This is a genomic window from Mesobacillus thioparans (assembly GCF_965138835.1).
GTDB classification, from domain to species: Bacteria; Bacillota; Bacilli; order Bacillales; family Cytobacillaceae; genus Mesobacillus; species Mesobacillus thioparans.
Map to the genome: position 1 here is coordinate 112606 of NZ_CBCSFH010000009.1, position 22313 is coordinate 134918.

Here is a 22313-nt window from a genome sequence, read left to right on the forward strand (position 1 = left end):
GAGATAACTTGAAATTCCATATATAACCTTGGAGGTACTTGACTATGAACTGGAAAGCCTTTGTCCTTGGCGTTGGCGCCGGCCTTGCTGGTGCGTATGCCGTAAAGGAACTTGCCTCACAAAAAGAAACAGTCTCAGCTGATAAAGTACTGAATGATGCAAAGGCCGCTTTTAAAAAATCCGGGCCCATCAGCGGTTCATGGATCAATATGACGGTCGAACCATACTCCAAACCGCCAATTGAATACCAGGTATACAAAGGCGGAATCTCACGCAATGTTGACGGCAAGGTTGAGCAATTCGAATTCATCGCAGATGCGTCAACAGGAGCAATCCTCGATGCATACCCATTAAATTAAACAAAATGAAATCCAGACCTGCCGCGGCAGGTCTATTTTTTTCTTTCAATGGTTTCAGTTTTTTTACCAGCCTCGTCGAACTTGACCGCCCTGTAAACCGAATCATGGTAAAATGTGAACCAGGCGTTCCTGCTGATTCCATATTCAAACCACTTCTGTTTGGCAAAAATAGAATCCATCGGGTAATCATCATATGCCATTACCCAGAGAGGGTTTTGATGGGCATGGGTCGGCATGATATCAGCCATATGGACCACGGTTGAATCCCCATCCTCAATGATCAGTATCGAATGGCCCTCACTGTGTCCTCCTGTGTGGACCAACTTGAGCGGCCCAAACGACCATTCTTCATCGAAAGCCTCAACCTGCTGCTCAATCCCCTGCCAGTTTTCTTTCCAGTATGTACTCTTGGAACGAATATTCGGATTGCGCATTTCATCCCACTCAATCTTCGAGGTGATGATTTTCGCATTTTCAAAAACAGGTTCCAGTTCACCATTGACCTCTTTCGTCAGCCCGCAGGCATGATCAAAGTGCATATGCGTCATAAAAACATAATCAATGTCAGAGGCTGTCAGCCCCAGGCTTTCAAGTCCGGCATCAAGGCTTGATTCTTCAAGGACACCAAAATTGCGTTTCTGCTTCTCATTCAGTTTCCCGTTTCCGATCCCGCTTTCAACCAGGAAATTCTTTCCCTCTGCCTGAATCAAAATCGGGTCTGTCCTCAATTCTATTTGATTTTTATCATTCACTTCATATTTTCTTGTCCAAAGCGCTTTCGGTACGACGCCGAACATCGCTCCGCCATCCAAGTGGGTCACCCCGCCGTTCAGCCACCTCAGCTTTACAGTTCCAAGCTCCAGGTTTTCCATAACCAATCCCCCTTTTTCTTATGATTGTAACACTTGGATTTTAAATTTTTAAATAATTCAGCTTCTATTTTTGGTTTAACAGGATTGGGGCGATCAATTTTGAGTGATCAATCAATCGGATTTCTTTTTATTGGCATTCCTTTTTATTAGCGATTTTTAAGATTTTAATGGCGAAAATAAATTTTTATTGGCCATTTTCAAAGGTTTATTGGCGAACTGGAAAATAACTTGCATTTTTTTTAATTAAAAAACCGGTCGATAAAAAATCTCCCGGTTTGTTCGTCTTCATTATTCAGAAATAAATTGCACTTCGCATCGGTAAATCCGGCTGCCTCGTGACGAGAATTTTTCTTCGTATTCGGTCATGATATTGCCTTCAAAATCGCTGTTGTGCAGGTCGAGGCTGACGTAATTCAGCTTCATGCCGTAATGTGAAAAGCTTACGAGCGAGTACTCGAACAGACCCTGATTATCCGTCTTGAAGTGGATTTCACCATTTTTCACAAGAATGGATTCGTATACTTCAAGGAAAGATTTGAACGTCAGTCTGCGTTTTTCATGGCGTGTTTTTGGCCATGGATCAGAGAAATTCAAATAAACCCGGTCGACATCCCCGCTTTCAAAATACTTGGCAAGTTCTGCTCCGTTCACATTCATCAGCTTGCAGTTTGGCAAATCTTCTTCAATCAGCCTGTCGAGCGCACTGACAATCACACTTTCCTGCAATTCAATACCAATATAGTTAACATCCGGATTGGCTCTGGCCATCCCTGTAATGAATTGGCCTTTCCCGGTACCGATTTCGATGTGGAGCGGCTGATCCTTTTCAAAAACCTCTCCCCAATTGCCGCGATGGCTTTCCGGCTCCTGAATCACTAAATTCGAATATTCATGCAATTTATCTTTAGCCCAAGGCTTGTTTCTTAGTCTCATACTGACACCTCTGTACTATTTTCATTCGTTTCAAACAATATCATGCAACCCAGCTGTTTTCAAGGTGAAATTTCTCCCGGCTGCATAAACGTAAAAAGGAATCCACAATCTATATGTGAATTCCTTTTAAAAGAAAGGGTGATCATTGTGCCTATAAGCCACCATGACCAGGTAAATTTATTAAAGGATATTTTAAGCAACCAGCATACTGACTGCTGCGGATCTGTTGCAGAGTATCAACAGTTGGAACGTCTGATCAAATCGCTGATGGTCAACACGAATGTGGATGGCAACATCAAAACGATTCTCCAGGATGTTTATCAGTACAGCCAGAACGGCGTCAATGCCTCTGACCTGGAACAGCATATCGAAACGAACCGGAATCAGTTATCCCAATGGGTGGATGATATCGGTCAATTCTCATAAGAAAAAATTAAAAAAGTCCCTTTAAAAAATCAATCCATTTTTCCATTTCTGGAATGCGGTTCTGGTTTTTATGCCATTGAATCGATGAGAGCGACTGGGCCAGCGCGTACCATTTCATTCGCAGCCTGAGGTTCTGTGTCAGGCTGATGCCGTACTTGTCCAGCCAGGCTTCCCATTCTTCCACTGGTATATAGGAATAAAGGAGAAGCCCCAGATCGATGGCAGGGTCAGCGATCAGCGCGCCGTCCCAATCAATTAAATACAACTGGTTGTCTTCGGTAAGCAGCCAGTTGTTATGATTCACATCGCAATGGCAAACCACTTTTTCTGCATAGTCGACACTGCCGACATTGTCGGTCAGGAATTTCATGGCATCAATGACTGCAGGCTTTGTACGAAGCTCCCAATCCAAGTCTTCATTAAGGGCTTGAAGGAAAATCTCGGGCTTCAGCGGGCTCTTTCCCAGCCTGGTAAGCATCCCAAGAAGCGGATCTGATCCATGGATTTTCTTCAAAAGCCTGGCCACGCGGTCATTGTTCATATCCCCGGGCTTCAGCTCGCTTCCATTCATCCACTGCTGCGCTGTTATAACATCTCCGTTTTCTAACCTTTTAGTCCAAACAAGCTTGGGTACGATTCCTTCTGCGGAGAGTACAGCAAGAAAAGGGGATGAATTTCGTTTTAAAAACAGCCTTTGTTCTTCATGCTGTGCAAAATAGGCAGCACCGGTTGCGCCGCCAGCAGGAACGATCTCCCAATCCTGTCCAAATAAATGTTCCAAAGTTAGTCACCTTCATTTATCACTATTTCCCTTGTGCTGAAAAACCGGAAATGGATTTTATAAAATCAAATTCACCGTTGTACTTATTATCGGAAATAAGAAAAGTGCAAGCACCTTGGTCAGCCCCGACAAGCGTTGGAGGGCCGTCCAGTGAAGTCGCTTTTTGACTTCATTGGACGTACCGAAACGTCTCGAGGGGCTAGGTGCTGGAGCTGGACACTAATCTAAAGTAAAGAAATTAAATATCTTATAAAGTAAAAAGACAGCTATTGATAGGAAAATACACACAATAGCTATCTTATAAATTTTATCCCCGAAGGCTCGGTACGTCAACCCCAACAACTTTAAATTAATATTGTGAAAAAGTTATCAAATCAAGGATCCAGCTATTTTGCCGCCACGAACAGTGAGCATGGCTCAAGCAGGACTTTATTTCCTTCCGTATGGCGAAATGGCTGTGCGGAGGCATTTTCATGATCAGCCAGGACATTCCATTTTGCCAATTCCGGGAGTTCGGCCAGCTGCTGGTGGAGTGATGGGTTGATCAGCACGAGGATTTTTTCCCAGTCTGTGCCTTCTTGAAGTTCATAACCGATCAACGGTGCAAGCAATGGCAAAAATGTCATTCGTCTGCGGATTTCTTCGCTGTCTCCCAGCCTGAAGGCTCCGTTCGCTTTTCGTATTGCGATGATCCCTTTGATGTAGTTGACATTATCCAGGTTGTCATCACGAAGATCCCAATCTAGCCAGTTTATTTCATCTGGGGACCGGTAGCTGTTGCCAACACCCTTCTTACTCCGGAAAAATTCCTGGCCGCTGTGCAGAAAAGGGATACCCTGGGCCAGCAAAACCATCGATGTTGCCAGCCTGTGCTGCTTTTTCAGAATAGCTTCATCCACGTCTGGTGTGCATATTTTCAGCTTATCCCACAATGTATGGTTATCATGTGACTCAATATAATTCACCGACTGGCCCGGCTGCAGGAACAGGCCAGCTTTCCGCTTGCCGATTCCAACGCTTCCTGCCATAACCTGTTTTGCAGCTTCCTGGTAGCGCTCATTGCCTAGAGCATATCCTCTATCATAAATATTGAAGGTACTGCCCTTGATGGAATCACGGAACCAGTCATTGAACTGCCCGATCCCCGGAAGCTTTGCCTGGTTGGCAATATTGGCTTTCCTATCACCAGGCAGCGGTGTGTTCAGGTCCCAGCCCTCGCCAATGATCATGACATGAGGTTTTACAACATCCACAGCCTTCCTGACAGCCGCCATCGTCTCGGTATCAAGGATTCCCATCAAGTCAAAACGGAAGCCGTCAACTTCATACTCATTAAGCCAGTAAAGGACAGAATCAATGATGTATTTCCGCACCATCAGCCTTTCAGAAGCAATATCGTTTCCCACTCCTGTTCCATTCGAGGGAAGGCCATGTTCATCATGACGGAAAAAATAACCGGGGACGATTTTTTCAAAAGGGGAATCTTCCCGGATGTAGACATGATTATAAACCACGTCCATGATCACGCCCATTCCCATTTTGTGTATCGCGGAAACCAGCTGCTTAAGTTCGGTGATCCGGTTATAGGGATCTTCCGGATCACTCGCATAGCTGCCATCAGGGGCATTATAATGGACAGGATTATACCCCCAGTTATAGGAGCTGGTAGTGTCCCTTTCATCCACACCTTCGAAATCATGGAAAGGAAGGAGCTCAATATGGGTGACACCGAGCTGTCGTATATAGGAAAGGCCGGTACTCTCCCCCAGCGGAGTCGCGGTGTCGATTTCCGCGGCGCCCAGGTACGTTCCCTTCCTGACAGCCCCACTGTTCGGATGCATCGTCAGATCCCTGATATGGGCTTCATAGATGATCGCATCCACCGGACTTTCCAATGGTGTATAACCGCTTGCTGTCCCCCTGGTTTTTGCAGGATCGACCACCACTCCATATTCCCCATTGACCGTTAAAGCGATTGCATAGGGATCAACCGCTTCTCTCCATTCAAGATTGATACACACCAGGAACGAATAGCGGTAAAGCTCGAGGTCCCGTTCTACCGAAATGCTCCAGACACCTTTTCCGGATCGCTTCATATTAATGAATTCAGGGTTGTCATGATCACCCTTGAACAGATTCAGCCTGACTTTCCCGGCGGTCGGGGCCCAAAGCCTGAAAATAGTGTTTTCAGGTGTATAGCTGACCCCAAGATCTTTTCCCTCGTAAAAAAATAAACTGTCAAATTCCTCTGTACGGATGACAGCTCCAATTTGCAAATCGGTTTCGCCGCCATGATCATCCGATATTTTATAAAGTTTGCCGATTTCCGGCCTTACACTGGTCAAGCAAATATATTTCACTGTCCCCTCAAGGAATACCTTTTCCTGGATTGCCAAAGGCAAATCAACGCCCTCTCCTTTGAGGCGGAACTCTTTGGAGTCACCATTAAAATAAGAATAAGGCAGCAAAACTGTAATCAGATCTACTTCATCAAGATAGGCGTAAAAGTCCCTTTCAATGGCAATCATTTATTTTCAACTCCTCGGTATGCCCTGGATTGTTTTTTCCTGTTAAAATCCTTAATGCTTTTGGACACACATGGATTTTCATCGGTGTATGCCCAATTGCTTCCCCGTCGGCATGTGCCAATACTCCCTCTGGTGACTCAATGGTGATGCTTTTGCCGGTATATTGCTCAACTTCCTTGAACCTTGTATGCTTTCCCCAGAAGACACTGGCGAATACCAGCAGCAGCTTCCATCGGGATAGGCGGTGAACGACTGTGACATCGAGAATCCCATCATCCGGGAGAGCTTCCGGAGCGATTTTCATGCCCCCTCCGTAGTATGGCTGGTTCGAAACGGTCACAAACCAGGCATCATCATAATGAAACTCCCTCCCGTCAATAATCAGATGAAGCGGGATGGTTCGGAAAGTCAGCAGTTTTTTTGCTAGGATATAGACATAGACGAGCCTGCCCAGTGAAACACGGTTCAGCAGCAATTTCATCCTTGACTCATTCGATTCTTTCGCGACAGCGGCATCAAAGCCTACACCCATATTATTCATGAAGTAGGTCTCTTGTAATTCCTTGTGCTGAATTTTTCCAATGTCAATTTCGGAAGTACGGGAATTGCTCTGGTGCATAACCAGACGCAAGGCTTCCGCTGCCTTTTTGGGAATCGAAAATCCCCTTGAAAAATCATTACCTGACCCGCCTGGTATGAAACCAATAATAAGATTAGGATACGCTGCCGCACCATTCACTACTTCATGCAGCGTACCGTCTCCTCCAACTGCCGTAATGACTGCCTGTCTGCCGGATAACTTGCGCGCGATTGACTCTGTGAGCTCTGACGCATGTCCGGCACGTTCGGTGAAAAAGGCAAGATACGGTATATCCATCGTTTCCAGCTCTGCCTCTACCTTTCTCCAAATCTCCCTGCAGCTCCCATTTTTCGCGTTCGGATTGACGATGAAATAGATTTTCTCCATATGATCAAACCTTTATCTATTTATTAGGTTCTTAACTTTGCAAATCTCTTACTTTTCTCCCCCTGGCCGGTTTTCCCATTCAAGTCTCCTGACTGATGTTGTCTGGCAAAACTGGAGCAGCACCTGTGCCGCTTTTAATTGCATATGCTTTAAAGGAGATTTCATTCCTCTCTGGGCCATGAACCATTCCTCAAAATTCCGTTTATCGATGAATTGCACGCCATATGGCTGCAGGGGATAATCGAAGTAGCCATTACGGCTCAGCAGCAATTTTTGCACAGGCAGATCGACTCCGTACATGTCAAAAAGAGATTTGACGATTTTTTCTGTCCTGTTCAAGGCAATCAGCGGATTGAGGATTTTCGTTTCCCTGCTTTTCGTCTTCTTAATCCAGAATCGTTCCTTCGACCCGACAAAAGCAGCATCCTTTTCTGCTTCAACAAATGAAATACAAATGGCTGCAGCAGGAGTGACGAGTACCAGTTCGGCTTCGACCGGCGCTTTTTTCAGTAAAAAGATAGGTTTATATAAAATGAGGAAAGTATCCGGAAAACGCTGAAGCAAAAACTTCAGGGTCGGATCATGGGTGAATTCTTTTGCGATAAATGATCTTTCCGTCAATGTGGAGCTCGCCCACTTCAGCTGGAATGGCAGCAATCCGTCAAGGAAATGCTGCTTCAATTCATCTTCCGTTTTAAACTTGCTGATTGATTGGAAGGTATCGGCAGACATCATTATATCCTGGTCATCGCTTTGTACCGGGCCCTCAGGAACAATTTCTTCTTCCTTGGCTGAACCAGGCTGGCGGATCCTGCTTTTAATTTTTCCAAAGATGGAATCAGGCAGTTCTGGTGATGATTCGTAGTCTTTAACTGGCTGGTCAGGACTGGTTTCCCATTTTTCCTTCAACCCCTCCCATTGCTTTTTCTTCAGCCGGACATATCTCGAAGGATAAAGATAAATATCCTGGGCATAGCGTGATACATAGTCTTGAAGTTTGATTAATTGTGCCATAGATTGACCTGCCTTCATTCCTGCTTCCGAGTGGATTTAATCACCGGAAGCAAGCGGGAATTGTTTGATTGGTTCATATTTAGGACTTTTCCCCAGATGGGTCTTGTACAAAACGACCCTTCCGGCCTGAAAAGAAAATTCTTTGTTTATAAAAGGGTTCACCGACTCAAGTGTTGCAGATGAAAAAGCTGCCTCCCCGTTCCATTTCCTGGCGATCGTGATATGGGGGCTGAAAGGACGTTTTTCAAGGGTGAAGCCTGCTCCGAGGCATGCGGAAAACACATCCTGTCTGACTTCCTTCAACTCCTGTGATTCTTCGAGCCCCGCCCAGAAAATCCTCGGAGCATCGCTGCGGCCGAAAATGCCCAGATGATTGATGTTTATGTCGAATGAAGTCCTTAACTTCATTACCGCTTCAATCCGTTCACTGGCAACTTTTATTTTGTCATCGGGAGCATTCCCAAGAAACGCCAGTGTGATATGCAGATCCTGAGGATGCACCCAGGTTTTGAATGGGAATTCTTCCTGCAGGTGTTCCATTTTGCTCTTGAATACTTCTTTGACTTCCCAAGGAAGTTCAAGAGCATAGAAAAAATGAGCATGCTGCCCCATTAATGATCAACACCCTTTCTCGTCCGCTTGAATTTATTGTAGCAAATGGCATGTGATATTGGCAGAATTTCCTTTTGAACTTTTCTAATCCCTACAAGTTGATAGGAATAGTCTTTTTTTATATGATAAAGAGAAGTTAACATTATTTTTCAATTGCTGATAATCAATTATTCACTTAGATGGAAATACTAAAGCAATCGAGTACATTCAAGGAGGCTATCTTATGAGAGTCGTTAATAATATTGCAGCATTAATCGGTGAAACACCGCTGGTAAAATTAAACCGCCTGGCACCTGAGGGCGGAGCATCAGTTTACCTGAAGCTTGAATACTTCAATCCGAGCAAAAGCGTAAAAGACAGAGCTGCTTTCAACATGATTGTGGCAGCAGAAAATGAAGGAAAGCTGAAGCCGGGCTCTACAATCATTGAACCAACTAGCGGCAACACCGGAATCGGGCTCGCGATGAACGCGGCGGCAAGAGGCTATAAAGCGATCCTCGTCATGCCTGATACGATGACGATTGAGAGAATCAACCTGTTAAAAGCCTATGGCGCCGAAGTCGTACTCACACCGGGAGACGAAAAAATGCCGGGTGCAATCAAGAAAGCAGAAGAGTTATTGAAGGAAATACCAGACAGCTATATGCCAATGCAGTTCGAAAATGATGCAAATCCTGATGCCCACCGCAAGTCAACGGCAAAGGAAATCATCGAAGCGATGAAGGAACTGAAAAAACCGCTTGGCGCGTTCGTGGCTACAGCCGGAACAGGCGGAACGATCACTGGCACGGGCGAGGCATTGAAAGAAGAATACCCAGACGTGGCAGTGCATGTCGTCGAACCAGCAGGGTCCCCTGTCCTGTCAGGCGGCAAGCCAGGAAAGCATAAACTGGTCGGCACAAGCCCAGGCTTCATCCCAGAAATCCTCAATCAAGATGTGTACGAAAAAATCCATAAGATCGAAGATGAAGATGCCTACGAAACCGCCAGAAGGCTCGCACGGGAAGAAGGCATCCTTGTCGGCCCATCATCAGGCGCCGCATGCTTCGCAGCCATCAATGTCGCAAAACAGCTAAAGCCCGATGAAGTCGTCATCTGCATAGCCTGCGATACCGGAGAGAGATATCTATCCAGCGATTTATTCAAGTTTGATGATTAACCATTTGAGGACTCGCCATGAGATGGCGAGTTTTTTTATAAGAGAATCATCCCTTTTTGGGGTTTTAGTACCCTTATGTGGTCAGTTCCTCTTGCATAAGGGTATCTTTCGGGCCTAATAGTACCCTTATGAGATCGGTTTCCCTTGCATAAGGGTATCTTTCTGNATTAATAGTACCCTTATGGATCGGNTTTNNCTTNCATAAGGGTATCTTTCGGGCTTAATGGTACCCTTATGTGGTCAGTTCCTCTTGCATAAGGGTAATGGTACCCTTATGGATTGGCTTTCCCTTGCATAAGGGTATCTTTCGGGCTTAATAGTACCCTTATGGATCGGCTTTCCCTTGCATAAGGGTATCTTTCGGTAACTCCCCATTCTATCCTGACAAATCAAAAACTGCAGACAAACAAAAGTTCGTCTGCAGCCTCTACATTTTGTCAGTACATGCCTTCTTATTTCTCTTTTTCCGTCTCTTCTTCTTCGTCTTCCTCTTCAAAAATCGTGCCTGAATGGAGTGTCACTCCGGACACGATTTCTTCCATTTCTGCCTGGATTCTTTCGGTGATTTCTTCCCTTTCTTCCGGAGACAGGGATTCTTTCGTATAGCCAAAAAGATAATGATCCAGGTCAAATTCTCTTAGCTTGCATTTGGTATGGAAGATGTTTTCTTGATAGACATTGATATCGACCATATCAAATTGGTCTTTCACATTTTCCGGGATGTAGTTTTGAATCGAGCTTATGTCGTGGTCGATGAACAGCTTGTTCCCCTCTTTATCCCTCGTGAAGCCTCTTACCCTATAATCAATCGTCATCACATCGGTTTCAAAGGAATGAATCAGGTAATTCAGGGCTTTCAGCGGAGTGATTTCCCCGCAGGTTGAGACATCGATATCGGCACGGAATGTACTGATTCCTTCGTCCGGGTGGAACTCAGGATACGTATGGACGGTGATATGGCTTTTATCAAGCTGCAATACAACATTATCCGGCAGCGGTCCTGGCGATTCATCATACGCTTCATCAGGAACCTCGACGACCGGCCCTTCGGATACGAGGATGGTCACACTGGCTCCCTGCGGCACATAGTCCTGCTTGGCCACATTAAGGACATGGGCTCCAATGATATCTGACACATGCGTAAGAATCTTTGTAAGCCGTTCGGCACTATACTGTTCATCAATATATTCGATGTAAGCTTCTCGCTCTTCCTTCGTCCTTGTATAACAGATGTCATACATATTAAAGCTTAATGATTTCGTGAGATTATTGAACCCATGCAGTTCAATATGCTGTTCAGGTGTGAATTTCATTTCCGTTCCCCCTGTTCGGTTTTCTGCTGTACATTGTCTGAATGAACAAAGCAGTCCTGGTGTTTTAAATATTTTTATGATACCCATTCCTGTCAAGAAAAAACAAAGCGAGCGATAATGGCAAACAGGATGGGTAAAGGAAATGAATTCTTACACACCTAAAAAACCTGCAGCTTTTAAGCCGCAGGTTCAGTATTAAATATTGCCGCATTGGCGTTCGATTTCTGTCTTGAAAAGGGTTTGAAGCTTCCTCGTGACTGTTCCTGGCTGCCCGTTCCCGACAGGTTTGCCAGCCACCTCGACAACTGGCATGACTTCGACAGTTGTACCTGAGGAGAAGACTTCATCGGCTGAGGATAATTCGTCAAGCGTGTACGCTCGCTCCTCAAAAGGAATGCCCTCATTCCTGCAGATTTCCAATACCTTTTGTCTTGTGATTCCATTAAGGATATGGTTATCAGCCTGGTGGGTGATGATCACACCGTCCTTGACAATTGAGATATTGGAATGGCTGCCCTCGGTCACAGTTTCTCCGCGATGGAGAATGGCTTCGAAGCAGCCTGCTTCTGCCGCTTTTTGTTTGGAAAGTAAATTTCCAAGTAAATTCAGGCTCTTGATGTCACAGCGAAGCCAGCGGATATCCTCATCAAGGATGGCACGCACACCTTTTTCCATCGGATCCACAGGGCGTGCAACCTTGCGCGTATAAGCGACAAAGGTTGGCGCTACATTTCCGCCAGGAAAAACATGGTTGCGTGGTGAAGTTCCTCTTGTGAACTGCATATACACGGTGCCAGTGTCCAATTCATTTTTTGAAATCAGCTCTTCCATTCTGGATAAAAGTTCTTCAGGGCTGTAAGGGAGCTTCATCCTGATTTTTTCAGCACTCTCTGCAAGCCGTTTCAAATGCTCGATTCCCGTGAACATTTTTCCGTTATACACACGGATGACCTCGTATACCCCATCGCCAAACTGGTAGCCTCTGTCCTCTATGTCAACCTTTGCTTCGGTCCTGTCCAGCACTTCACCGTCTACAATTACATATTCCACTCGCTTTCCCTCCTTGATTTTCAGTTACTTTGCCAATTCATAAATAGCCTGAGCATAAATCGCAGTTGCCCTCAGGAGATCCTCAACAATCATATATTCATCCTTCTGGTGTGCGATATCCGGTCTGCCAGGGAACAGCGGGCCAAATGCCACGCCGGATTCCAATGACCTTGCATAGGTTCCGCCACCAATCGAGATTAGCTCTGCTTTTTCACCAACCTGCTCCTCGTACACCTTTTTCAGGGTCTGGATCAGGAAATCATTTTCATCGACATGATGTGGATTGGAATTCGTGAAATTCTCAATGGCCAATCCTTCAGCATCCAAAAGCTGTTGCAGGGTTTCTTTCGTTTTTTCCAGATCCGTCGTTACCGGATAGCGCATGTTCAATCCGGCACGCCCTCCGTTCTCAGTGTTATATGAGAGTTTGCCGACATTGATTGTCAAATCTCCAGTGATATCATCTGCGAAGGCAACGCCCATTTCCTTGCCGCGTGAGTCCTTGCCCAGGTATTTCGCGGTAAACTGAAAGAACTTTTCGCTGTTTCCATCAAGGTTTAGTTCAGAAAGGAAGGCTGCCATATACAGGCCTGCGTTTTTCCCATTGTCCGGCTCCATGCCGTGGGCTGAAACTCCTTCGAGCTCAAGGACAAGCCTGCCGCTTTCGACGGTCGCCTTGCCATCCAATTCATTTTTCCGTTTAAATTCATCAAAGCGCTGGACAACATCTGTCTGCCCCTGCTGCACAGACAGCACGGCTTTTGCGTAATCCGGCACCATATTATAGCGGCGTCCAGATGAAAACTCGATTACTTCGGCATCAAAGTTCTCTTTTTCAATACCTGCCGCCTTGCATACTAAGTCATAATCAGCGATTCCTTTTTCTGCATAGATGATTGGAAAATCAGCATCCGGGGCAAATCCCATCGAAGGCATTTCTTCATGCTCAAAATAATGATCGACACAGCGCCAATCACTTTCTTCATCTGTGCCAACGATCATCCTGACACGCTTATTGAGGGGCAAGCCCAATTCTTTGACGATTTTCATAGCATAATATGCAGCCATGGTTGGTCCTTTGTCATCAATGGCGCCGCGGGCATAGATTTTCCCGTCGCGGATTTCTGCACCATAAGGATCGCTCGACCAGCCATCCCCTTCCGGCACGACATCGACATGGCAGAGGACTCCAACAATTTCCTCTCCCTGCCCGAATTCAAGATGGCCGGCAAGATTGCCAACATTCTTGGCGGTAAAGCCATCCTTTTCGCCTAATCGAAGCATGAAGTCCAACGCTTCCTTCACACCTTCACCAAGCGGCGCTTCAGGAGTGCTGTTTTCCTCATCAAGTACACTCTTGATTTTCAGCAGATCTTGAGCATCTTTGATCAAATCCGCTTTTCTTTTTTCTACTTCCATAGTCCAGTTGATGGATGTCATGGTCAAAACCTCCAAATGAGAGTAGTATGTATCTCTTTCTTTCCCCTGAAAGGAATAACTTAAGCGGGAAGATGTTTTTATTGTACCGCAAATCCCCACATCAAAACTTGAATATTATTTTACTCCTACTTTTCTTTATCCGTAAACTTTTTGGGTATGAAAAAGATCCTGATAAAATTTTTAAATTTTCTAATAACTGTCATATTTAGCTTATTTAACACCATATCGTTAAGTATATAAACCGTATAGAAGGAGGCAGATCAATAACTAATTGTTAAATTTTCATAAAAAACAGTGAATAATCTGGAATTTTATCAGATTAAAGTGTAAAATAGTCCAAAAGGTAGGACATCTTATGACTTCCTTTTTAAAATGGACGCAAAAGGAGCTGTCTGGAAAGAAGAAAACTACATACTTGAGGATTCGTCTTCAATCAACGTCGGTTGCAGGAATATGACAAAGGGGTTTAAAAAAGGATAGGGAGTGGTTGTTTGAAACCTTCGACTAACCGGATGATAAACCGCATCAAATCCATCTACATGTATATATGTCAGAATGGAACTGTCACAACTCAAGATCTTGTAGAGGAATTCGGAATTACTCCTCGAACCATCCAGAGGGATTTGAATGTCCTGGCTTATAACGACTTAGTGAAAAGTCCGAGCCGAGGTAAATGGACAACGACCCAGAAAAAAGTAAAGATGTCGTCTTAGTAGAAAGTCGAAACATAAAAGTAAATCCTCAAGTAGCACTTAACAATTAAATATAAGCAAAAAATCGCCGGGGGATCACCCTCGGCGATTTTTTATACTTCATAATTTTGCAACATATCCAATTCTTCGTCGGTAAGCTCCCTGTACTCTCCAAGCTCGAGTGTTTCATCAAGCTGAAGCGGGCCCATTGACAAACGCTTCAGGTAAACAACCCTTTTGCCAACAGCCTCGAACATGCGCTTCACCTGGTGGAACTTCCCTTCCGTAATGGTCAGTTCAATATCCGAAGTCAGGCCTGACTTTAAAATCACAAGCTCTCCGGGTTTCGTTTTGTATCCGTCATCAAGAGTGACACCATGTTTGAAGTCTTCAATGTCTTCTTCTGTCACTTCCCCCTCGATCACCGCGAAATACGTTTTCGGAACATGCTTTTTCGGTGATAGCAGCCGGTGGGACAGCTGGCCGTCATTCGTGATCAATAAAAGGCCTTCCGTATCCTTATCAAGCCTTCCGACTGGAAATGGCTCAAAGACCAGATCTTCCATCTCAAGCAGGTCGATGACAGTCTCATCATGGTTATCTTCCGTTGCAGAAATGACCCCAGGCGGTTTGTTCATCATTAAATAGATAAACTCGCGATAATGGATTTGCTCTCCGTTCAGAGTGATAGTGTCATTTTCAGGATCCACATGTTGCTTGGCATCTTTGATGAATTGGCCATTCACTTTGACAGCACCATCTTTTAAAAGCTTTTTCACATCTTTCCTGCTCCCATAACCAAGGTTGGAGAGCACTTTATCTATCCTCATCGTATACCTCCTCTAATTCACATGGGCATATGCCCATTCCATTTCGTTTTGCCATACATAGACTAATATCATACTTTACTTTATATTACGAGGAGATGACCTGAAAATGAATTATCGTCAACAAGGGCAAGGCTTGTACATCCCGCTTCCCGGACTGCCGGGCGGAGGCTATCCAGGAGGTGGATATCCGGGTGGCGGATATCCGGGCGGCGGATATCCGGGCGGCGGCCAAATAGACCGCATTGAACGGCAGATCCAAAGATTGAACAACCAGCTGGACCGGCTGGAGCGCAGGGTCGACAGGATTGAGCGCCGCCTGAATATCCGCGACAATGACCAACAGTTTTACTATTAGAATGAATTAAAAATGGCCTTCGTAACCGAAGGCCATTTTCCTATTAAACCGGCAGCCTTAATTTGCGCTTGATTTTGGTGACCCGATCCCCGAAGAGCCTGTCCACCAGTTTGGTCCGGAAACCAAGATAAAAATACACACCTGCACCAACAACAGCAGAAATTACGATGATCACAATTGACTGGAACTTGGCAGCCGGTGACAGGAACTGGACAAGCATTCCATAGAATGCAGCTGTTACACCTGCCATCAAACCAGAGAATACAAGAATAAGAATTATCCTTCTCGCCACAAATCCCATTGGATACTTTGCGAACTTTTTGATCACAAGCATATTGATGAGAATCGCAACAATATATCCTATCGCAGTTGAAATCACTGCCCCCTGTGTTTCAAACAGCTTGATTAACGGGATGTTAAGGCTTAATTTTACCAACAATCCCGTGAGCAGGCTTAAGATCGTAAAACGCTGTTCATTGATTCCCTGCAGGATTGCCGCGGTTACGGAAAATAACGCGAATAGGATGGCAACTGGGGCGTACGTGGCCAATACTTCTGTTCCGAGATCATTATGTGCATAGAAGACGGTGTACATCGGTTCTGCCAGAAGGGCAATTCCGACTGCAGCCGGCACTGTCAGGTACATCAGGACCTGGAATGTTTGATCAAGCTGCCTCCGCATTCCCTTCCGGTCGTTTTCTGTAAAAGCCTTCGTGATGCTTGGAACCAGTGTCAATGAAAAAGCCGTAGCCAGCGAAACAGGAATGATAACCAGCTTATGGGATTGGAAATTCAGCACCGAAAACGCGGTATTCGCTTCATTCTGGCTATTGCCAATTGCCATCATCGCTCTGTTGAAGGTCATCATATCAACAAACTGGAACAGCGGATTGGCTATCCCGACGAATACAAATGGAGCTGCATAAAGAAGGATTTCCTTATAAATATCCTTTAAGGAAATATCCATCGTCTTTTTATCTTCTTCCAGCAATTTATCCAAGTGCGGCTTTCTTTTTACCCAATACCATCCCAGTATTGCCAGACTGCCCAGTGCACCTATGAACGCCGCGAACGTGGCGACACTTACAGCTGTAACCATGTCGCCTTTCAGGACATTGAGGACAAAATATGCGCCCGCGAGCACGAAAATGATCCGGACGATCTGCTCGATTACCTGGGATACTGCAGAAGGTCCCATCGACTGATGTCCCTGGAAGAAGCCCCGGATCAAGCTCATGAACGGAACAACGATCAGCGCGAAACTGACTGCCCGGATAACCGTTGTCACATCATCTGCCGTTATTTTCGCATGATCTTCTCCACTAGTGTTCATGACAATATCTGCCAGACCAGGTGCCGTTATATACATGATCAGGAATGACAAAATGCCTGTCGCAAGCATGACTGCGACTCCTGACTTAAACAGCTTCCTGCCGACCCCATACTCTTCAAGAGCATTATATTTTGCTATAAATTTCGATACAGCCAGCGGCACACCGGCTGTGGCGATGCTTATGAAAATTGTATATGGAATGTAAGAGAACGAATATAAGGCGGTCCCATAATCTCCTACGATCGCAAAAAAGGGAATGACATAAAACAATCCCAATACTTTGGATAAAATCGTGCCAATCGTCAGTATGAACGTCCCTCGTAATAGCTTAGATGACATATAATCCCTACTTTTCAATCTATAAAATAAAATCAGTTTACAAACTTGTATTTTACCATAAACATTATCCGGCACTGTGATATTTATCAATGGATGCAGAAATTTCCTGCATTCCCTAGTTTACTCCTTCTTCAGGCTGACTGCCAGTTTTCAGGCTGAAGAGGTTTGAATTTCTCAGTCATGGCAATGTTTTTAAAGAAGAGATGCATTATAATAAGAAAAGTGCGTGACTGCATTTCAAAAAAGTGAAACGAAAAGTTGGTGAAGCAATGAAATACGATGTAATCGTCCTCGGCGGCGGGCCTTCTGGCTTGATGGCTGCGATTGCTGCAGGTGAGCAAGGTGCTAAGGTGCTGCTGATCGATAAAGGGGACAAGCTAGGCCGCAAGCTGGCCATCTCCGGCGGCGGACGCTGCAATGTGACTAATCGCCTCCCTGTGGATGAAATCATTAAACATATACCCGGAAATGGACGGTTCCTATACAGCGCGCTGTCGATTTTTAGCAATGAAGATATCATTTCTTTTTTCGAAGGGCTCGGCATCCAGCTGAAAGAAGAGGACCACGGCCGGATGTTCCCGGTCTCAGACAAGGCGCAATCCGTTGTGGATGCTCTTTTATCAAAGCTTAGAGATTTAAAAGTAGAAATAAAGACTAATACTCCTGTGGCCGATGTTCATTACAAGGATGGAAAAGTTGAAGCTGTCGAATTGAAAAATGGTGAAAAGATTTTAGCAGACAGCGTGATCATTGCCGTCGGCGGCAAATCCGTGCCCCATACCGGTTCGACTGGTGATGGGTACGCCTGGGCAGAAAAAGCAGGCCACACCATCACAACCCTTTTTCCGACCGAAGTGCCCGTGACCTCTTCCGAACCTTTTATAAAGGAAAAGATTCTGCAGGGACTTTCCTTGAGAGGGATTGCGCTCAGTGTCCTGAACCCTAAAGGAAAAGCTCTGATCACACACAAGATGGACATGATCTTCACCCATTTTGGCATCAGCGGGCCAGCCGTCCTGCGTTGCAGCCAATTCGTCGTCAAAGCGATGCAGAAATGGGATTTGAAAGAAGTCGTCATGTCCCTGGATGCCCTTCCTGACATGAAGGAAGAAGAAGTGTTCCAGGAAATCAATAAGTTGATAAAAGCGGAGCCAAAGAAAGCGGTGAAAAACTTGCTCAAAGGCCTTTTGCCTGAACGCTACTTGATGTTCCTGCTGGAGCGGAACGAAATCGATCCGGCCATGCAGGGCGGACAGCTGGGCCATGAAAAAATCAGGAACTTCGCGAGGTCAGTGAAGCAGTTCGAGTTCAAAGTCAATGGCACCCTGCCGCTTGATAAAGCCTTCGTCACCGGCGGCGGCGTATCCGTCAAAGAAGTCGAGCCGCAAACAATGGCATCCAAGAAAGCAGAAGGACTGTATTTCAGCGGTGAAATCCTCGATATCCATGGATATACAGGAGGATATAACATTACCTCAGCACTGGTCACCGGAAGGTTAGCCGGAAGCAATGCAGCCGGGTATGCGCTGGAGAATTAGAAATATGTATTTAGTGTTCATCACAGCTTGACGTGATGGACACTTTTTTTGATTATTTGCTGTTTTTTGTCCGTCATAACCTCGATGATGGACACTTTTGTTCAGTTTCAATCGGTTTTTGTCCGTCAGGGACTTGATGACAGACACTCTCTATGTATATGGGATGTCACAAATTGCTTTTTTCGTAAACTATGTTGTCATGGATAAAGGGTGATGGATTTAACTGCGAAAAAACGGCATATAGGGTAACCGATGAGCAAAAAATAAGCGGAAGTTTTCCGGTTATTTTTAAAATGAAGTTATTTTAAGCGGAAATAAGCGGAGTTTTTCCGTCTATTCAGTTAAAAGTCCCCAATTTTCGCGGTTTAAAATCAAATAAGCGGAATTTCTCCGGCTATTTCAGCAAGTTTACAACTAGTTTCCTAAATAAGCGGAATTCTTCCGGCTATTTATTTAGAAAAAATCTTAAAAATGCAGTAAAAAAGCAGCAATTTCTTAAAAAATGGTCTTACATAAAAACAGAGCCTGCTTCAAATCTCAGGCTCTGTACACAATCATGGCTGAAAAACAGTAAATCTGCTCTTCATCCTCTTCTTCGGGTATGACCGCGACATTGTATTTAATGTCGAGAAGTTTTTTTTCATCTAGCTTTTCAAGAAACACGTTCATATCCTGTTCGAGATCTTTTTCATGCTCATGATCAAACACTCTGACCTGGATCAAGGTAATCTTCCTTCCTTTTTACCATCCATTCTGGCCAGATTTTCAGAATTTTATAATTATGGTCGTTTTGTTTCTCCGCCCCAGCTCATCATTCCGCCAACCATGTTGCGGACTTTGTAGCCTTGCTCGTTCATATAGTGGCAGACGTTGCCGCTGCGTGCGCTTGAACGGCAGATGAAGATGTATTCCTTGTCCTTATCGAATTCGTTCATTCTTTCAGGAATTTCGCCCATTGGGATGTGCTTGGCTCCCGGGATCATGCCGGATTCAACTTCGTCATGTTCACGTACATCAACCATTTCAAGCTTTTCGCCTGATTCCAGTTTCTTTTGAAGTTCTTCAGTTGAGATTGTTTCGATTTTATTCATAAGTCATTTCCTCCAATTTTCAATAAAGATTTATCCTTCTTAAAGGATTCGATACCATAATGTATTTTCCCCTATCTATTATATAAAAACTCTTTTTATAATACAAAGAAAAAACCTTATGGGGTATTTCGCGTTTGCAAACAAAGGACCGCCACGGCGATCCTTTGCAAAATATTTAGTTAGCGACAATATTGACAAGCTTTCCTGGTACTGCGATTACTTTACGGACTGTTTTGCCGTCGATTTGCTCTTTAACGGCATCGTCTCCCATTGCGATCTGCTCAAGTGTTTCTCTGTTGGCATCTGCAGGAACCATCATCTTCGCTTTGATCTTCCCGTTCACCTGGACAACGATTTCGACTTCGTCATCGACAAGTTTGGCTTCATCATATGCTGGCCATGCTGCATATGTGATCGAATCGCTGTGGCCAAGCTTTTGCCAAAGTTCTTCTGTGATATGCGGCGCTATTGGCGCAAGCATTTTCACGAAACCTTCGACGTATGTCTTAGGGAGTTCCTCAGCCTTATACGCTTCGTTAATGAAGACCATCATTTGTGAGATCGCTGTATTGAAACGAAGTCCCTCATAGTCTTCAGTTACCTTTTTAACCGTCTGGTGGTAGACCTTTTCCAGGTTCTGGTTTTCAACATCCTTGATCTTCGAGCTCAGGCTGCCATTTTCTTCGACGAACAGGCGCCAGATGCGGTCAAGGAAGCGGCGTGAACCATCAAGGCCATTTGTAGACCATGCAATCGATGCTTCAAGTGGTCCCATGAACATTTCGTAAAGGCGAAGTGTATCCGCGCCGTGGCTAGCAACGATTTCATCCGGATTGACGACATTTCCTTTTGACTTACTCATTTTTTCATTATTTTCACCAAGAATCATTCCCTGGTTGAAAAGCTTCTGGAATGGCTCTTTCGTGTGGACTACGCCTACATCATAAAGGACCTTGTGCCAGAAACGAGCGTAAAGTAAGTGAAGTACTGCGTGCTCTGCGCCTCCGATATAAATATCAACAGGCAGCCATTGCTTTAATTTTTCCTTATCTGCAAGTGCCTGATCATTCTTCGGATCAATATAGCGCAGATAGTACCAGCAGCTGCCACCCCATTGTGGCATTGTGTTCGTTTCCCTGCGGCCTTTTTTGCCTGTTTCAGGATCCACGACATTCACCCAGTCATGAATATTGGCAAGTGGAGACTCGCCTGTACCAGAAGGCTTGATATCCGTCGTTTTAGGAAGAACTAAAGGCAACTGGTCTTCAGGAACAGCAGACATTGTGCCATCTTCCCAGTGAATGATTGGAATTGGCTCACCCCAGTAGCGCTGGCGGCTGAACAGCCAGTCACGAAGGCGGTAAGTGACCTTCTTCGTACCAATGCCTTTTTCCTCAAGCCATGCGATCATCTTGCTGATGCCCTCTTCTTTGTTCATGCCGTTTAGGAATTCAGAGTTAACGTGTTCGCCGTCGCCTGTGTAAGCTTCTTTTTCGATGTTTCCGCCGGCTACGACTTCCTTGATCTCTAAATCAAACTTTTTCGCAAACTCATAGTCACGCTCGTCATGGCCAGGTACTGCCATGATGGCACCAGTACCATATGAAGCAAGGACATAGTCTGCAATCCAGATTGGCATTTTTTCGCCGTTGGCCGGATTGATGGCGTAAGCGCCGGTGAAGACGCCTGTTTTGTCCTTCGCAAGGTCCGTTCGCTCAAGGTCACTCTTGCTCTTGATTTCATCGATATATTTTTCGACTGCAGCCTTCTGTTCAGCTGTCGTGATTGAATCAACAAGCTGATGTTCTGGTGCAAGCACCGCATAAGTTGCACCGAAAAGTGTATCAGGACGAGTTGTGAAAACCGTGAACGTTCCGTCATGTCCTTCGATGTTGAATGTGACTTCAGCACCCTCTGAACGGCCGATCCAGTTGCGCTGCATATCCTTCAGGCTTTCCGGCCAATCAAGCAAATCAAGGTCCTCAAGAAGACGGTCTGCATACGCAGTGATCTTCAGCATCCACTGTCTCATCGGACGGCGTTCCACCGGATGTCCGCCGCGCTCACTTTTTCCATCGATTACTTCTTCGTTCGCCAAAACTGTTCCAAGTGCCGGACACCAGTTAACAGCTACTTCGTCAATGTAGGCAAGGCCTTTTTCATATAGCTTAAGGAAAATCCATTGCGTCCACTTGTAGTATTCCGGATCCGTCGTGTTGACTTCCCGGTCCCAGTCGTATGAAAAACCTAATGCTTTGATCTGGCGGCGGAATGTATTGATGTTCTTCTCTGTGAATTCTGCAGGGTCATTTCCTGTATCCAATGCGTATTGCTCTGCCGGAAGACCGAATGCATCCCAGCCCATTGGATGAAGGACGTTGAAGCCTTGCATCCTTTTCAAGCGGGAAAGGATATCTGTCGCCGTGTATCCTTCCGGGTGGCCAACGTGAAGACCTGCTCCGGATGGATAAGGGAACATATCAAGAGCGTAAAACTTCTCTTTCCCTTTATCTTCAGTTGTTTTGAATGTTTTGTTCTGTTCCCAATAAGCTTGCCATTTTTTCTCGATTTCCTGATGGTTGAAACTCATCGTCAATGTCCTCCTGTTTGGTTTCGATTTATTTTAGCGGTTGAATTTATGCAAATAAAAAACTCCCGCCCCTGTAAAAGGGACGAGAGGT

The 22313-nt window shown here is 45.1% G+C and carries 21 protein-coding genes and 1 other annotated feature (1 of these 22 running past the window's edge); of the genes, 6 read left to right on the forward strand and 15 right to left on the reverse strand.

Features of this window, described 5'->3' with window-relative positions:
• The first annotated feature begins 44 nt into the window (after positions 1-44).
• Positions 45-359, forward strand: coding sequence for a PepSY domain-containing protein (locus tag ACNAZ4_RS15320; protein WP_214709135.1), 315 nt, complete (start codon positions 45-47; stop codon positions 357-359).
• A 32-nt stretch (positions 360-391) separates the two neighbouring features.
• Here ACNAZ4_RS15320 and ACNAZ4_RS15325 read toward each other — a convergent pair whose 3' ends face one another.
• Together ACNAZ4_RS15325 and trmB are read right to left on the reverse strand one after the other, a co-directional pair.
• Positions 392-1231 (reverse strand): YtnP family quorum-quenching lactonase, encoded by an 840-nt coding sequence (locus ACNAZ4_RS15325; RefSeq protein ID WP_415815674.1) that lies wholly within the window; start codon positions 1229-1231, stop codon positions 392-394.
• Positions 1232-1519: 288 nt separating this feature from the next.
• Positions 1520-2164, reverse strand: a complete 645-nt coding sequence (trmB, locus tag ACNAZ4_RS15330; RefSeq protein WP_415815676.1) for a tRNA (guanosine(46)-N7)-methyltransferase TrmB — start codon at positions 2162-2164, stop codon at positions 1520-1522.
• 147 nt (positions 2165-2311) lie between these two features.
• On the opposite strand from trmB, the gene ACNAZ4_RS15335 reads away from it, so the two are divergent.
• Positions 2312-2590 (forward strand): YtzH-like family protein, encoded by a 279-nt coding sequence (locus ACNAZ4_RS15335; RefSeq protein ID WP_415815678.1) that lies wholly within the window; start codon positions 2312-2314, stop codon positions 2588-2590.
• A 7-nt stretch (positions 2591-2597) separates the two neighbouring features.
• On the opposite strand, the gene ACNAZ4_RS15340 is transcribed toward ACNAZ4_RS15335, so the two are convergent.
• The 5 genes from ACNAZ4_RS15340 to thpR form a co-directional block, all read right to left on the reverse strand.
• A complete protein-coding gene (locus ACNAZ4_RS15340) occupies positions 2598-3371 on the reverse strand; it encodes a phosphotransferase (RefSeq protein WP_415815680.1) in 774 nt (257 codons plus the stop codon).
• A 386-nt stretch (positions 3372-3757) separates the two neighbouring features.
• Complete coding sequence (gene pulA / locus ACNAZ4_RS15345; protein ID WP_415815682.1) at positions 3758-5899, reverse strand: type I pullulanase; 2142 nt, start codon at positions 5897-5899, stop codon at positions 3758-3760.
• Positions 5886-6866, reverse strand: coding sequence for a diacylglycerol/lipid kinase family protein (locus ACNAZ4_RS15350; protein WP_415815684.1), 981 nt, complete (start codon positions 6864-6866; stop codon positions 5886-5888). Before ACNAZ4_RS15350 ends, pulA begins: the two co-directional genes overlap by 14 nt.
• Positions 6867-6914: 48 nt before the next feature.
• The gene (locus ACNAZ4_RS15355; RefSeq protein ID WP_415815686.1) at positions 6915-7880 is read right to left on the reverse strand and encodes an NERD domain-containing protein; all 966 of its coding nucleotides are present in this window, start codon (positions 7878-7880) and stop codon (positions 6915-6917) included.
• Between the two features lie 36 nt (positions 7881-7916).
• Positions 7917-8492, reverse strand: coding sequence for an RNA 2',3'-cyclic phosphodiesterase (gene thpR / locus ACNAZ4_RS15360; protein ID WP_415815688.1), 576 nt, complete (start codon positions 8490-8492; stop codon positions 7917-7919).
• A gap of 223 nt (positions 8493-8715) precedes the next feature.
• Between thpR and cysK the strand changes: the two genes are divergently transcribed.
• A complete protein-coding gene (gene cysK, locus ACNAZ4_RS15365; RefSeq protein WP_415815690.1) occupies positions 8716-9651 on the forward strand; it encodes a cysteine synthase A in 936 nt (311 codons plus the stop codon).
• A 452-nt stretch (positions 9652-10103) separates the two neighbouring features.
• Here cysK and speD read toward each other — a convergent pair whose 3' ends face one another.
• The 3 genes from speD to pepV all read right to left on the reverse strand — a co-directional run bounded on the left by speD (position 10104) and on the right by pepV (position 13454).
• A complete protein-coding gene (gene speD / locus ACNAZ4_RS15370; RefSeq protein ID WP_415815692.1) occupies positions 10104-10964 on the reverse strand; it encodes an adenosylmethionine decarboxylase in 861 nt (286 codons plus the stop codon).
• A 195-nt stretch (positions 10965-11159) separates the two neighbouring features.
• Positions 11160-12014 (reverse strand): D-amino-acid transaminase, encoded by an 855-nt coding sequence (gene dat, locus ACNAZ4_RS15375; protein WP_415815694.1) that lies wholly within the window; start codon positions 12012-12014, stop codon positions 11160-11162.
• A 24-nt stretch (positions 12015-12038) separates the two neighbouring features.
• Positions 12039-13454 (reverse strand): dipeptidase PepV, encoded by a 1416-nt coding sequence (gene pepV / locus ACNAZ4_RS15380; RefSeq protein ID WP_415815696.1) that lies wholly within the window; start codon positions 13452-13454, stop codon positions 12039-12041.
• Positions 13455-13945: 491 nt separating this feature from the next.
• On the opposite strand from pepV, the gene ACNAZ4_RS15385 reads away from it, so the two are divergent.
• Positions 13946-14167: a DeoR family transcriptional regulator gene (locus ACNAZ4_RS15385; RefSeq protein ID WP_023626930.1), complete on the forward strand. Its 222-nt coding sequence runs from the start codon at positions 13946-13948 to the stop codon at positions 14165-14167.
• A gap of 92 nt (positions 14168-14259) precedes the next feature.
• Here the strand turns inward: ACNAZ4_RS15385 and ACNAZ4_RS15390 are convergent, their stop codons facing one another.
• A complete protein-coding gene (locus ACNAZ4_RS15390; RefSeq protein ID WP_415815698.1) occupies positions 14260-14976 on the reverse strand; it encodes a pseudouridine synthase in 717 nt (238 codons plus the stop codon).
• Between the two features lie 106 nt (positions 14977-15082).
• On the opposite strand from ACNAZ4_RS15390, the gene ACNAZ4_RS15395 reads away from it, so the two are divergent.
• Entirely contained in the window at positions 15083-15331 is a 249-nt protein-coding gene (locus tag ACNAZ4_RS15395) for a hypothetical protein (protein ID WP_415815700.1), read from the forward strand.
• Positions 15332-15374: 43 nt separating this feature from the next.
• Here the strand turns inward: ACNAZ4_RS15395 and ACNAZ4_RS15400 are convergent, their stop codons facing one another.
• Positions 15375-17003 carry a putative polysaccharide biosynthesis protein gene (locus tag ACNAZ4_RS15400; protein WP_415815702.1) on the reverse strand — a complete coding sequence of 543 codons (1629 nt, stop codon included), beginning with the start codon at positions 17001-17003 and terminating at the stop codon, positions 15375-15377.
• Between the two features lie 269 nt (positions 17004-17272).
• On the opposite strand from ACNAZ4_RS15400, the gene ACNAZ4_RS15405 reads away from it, so the two are divergent.
• A complete protein-coding gene (locus ACNAZ4_RS15405) occupies positions 17273-18541 on the forward strand; it encodes a BaiN/RdsA family NAD(P)/FAD-dependent oxidoreductase (RefSeq protein ID WP_415815704.1) in 1269 nt (422 codons plus the stop codon).
• Positions 18542-19078: 537 nt separating this feature from the next.
• Here the strand turns inward: ACNAZ4_RS15405 and ACNAZ4_RS15410 are convergent.
• The 3 genes from ACNAZ4_RS15410 to leuS form a co-directional block, all read right to left on the reverse strand.
• On the reverse strand, positions 19079-19264 hold the full coding sequence (locus tag ACNAZ4_RS15410) for a sporulation protein Cse60 (RefSeq protein ID WP_144477167.1): 186 nt from the start codon (positions 19262-19264) through the stop codon (positions 19079-19081).
• Between the two features lie 56 nt (positions 19265-19320).
• Positions 19321-19632: a rhodanese-like domain-containing protein gene (locus ACNAZ4_RS15415; protein ID WP_415815706.1), complete on the reverse strand. Its 312-nt coding sequence runs from the start codon at positions 19630-19632 to the stop codon at positions 19321-19323.
• A 175-nt stretch (positions 19633-19807) separates the two neighbouring features.
• Positions 19808-22222, reverse strand: a complete 2415-nt coding sequence (leuS, locus tag ACNAZ4_RS15420) for a leucine--tRNA ligase (protein WP_415815708.1) — start codon at positions 22220-22222, stop codon at positions 19808-19810.
• A 75-nt stretch (positions 22223-22297) separates the two neighbouring features.
• Positions 22298-22313, reverse strand: a binding site (T-box leader) (it continues 205 nt past the right edge of the window).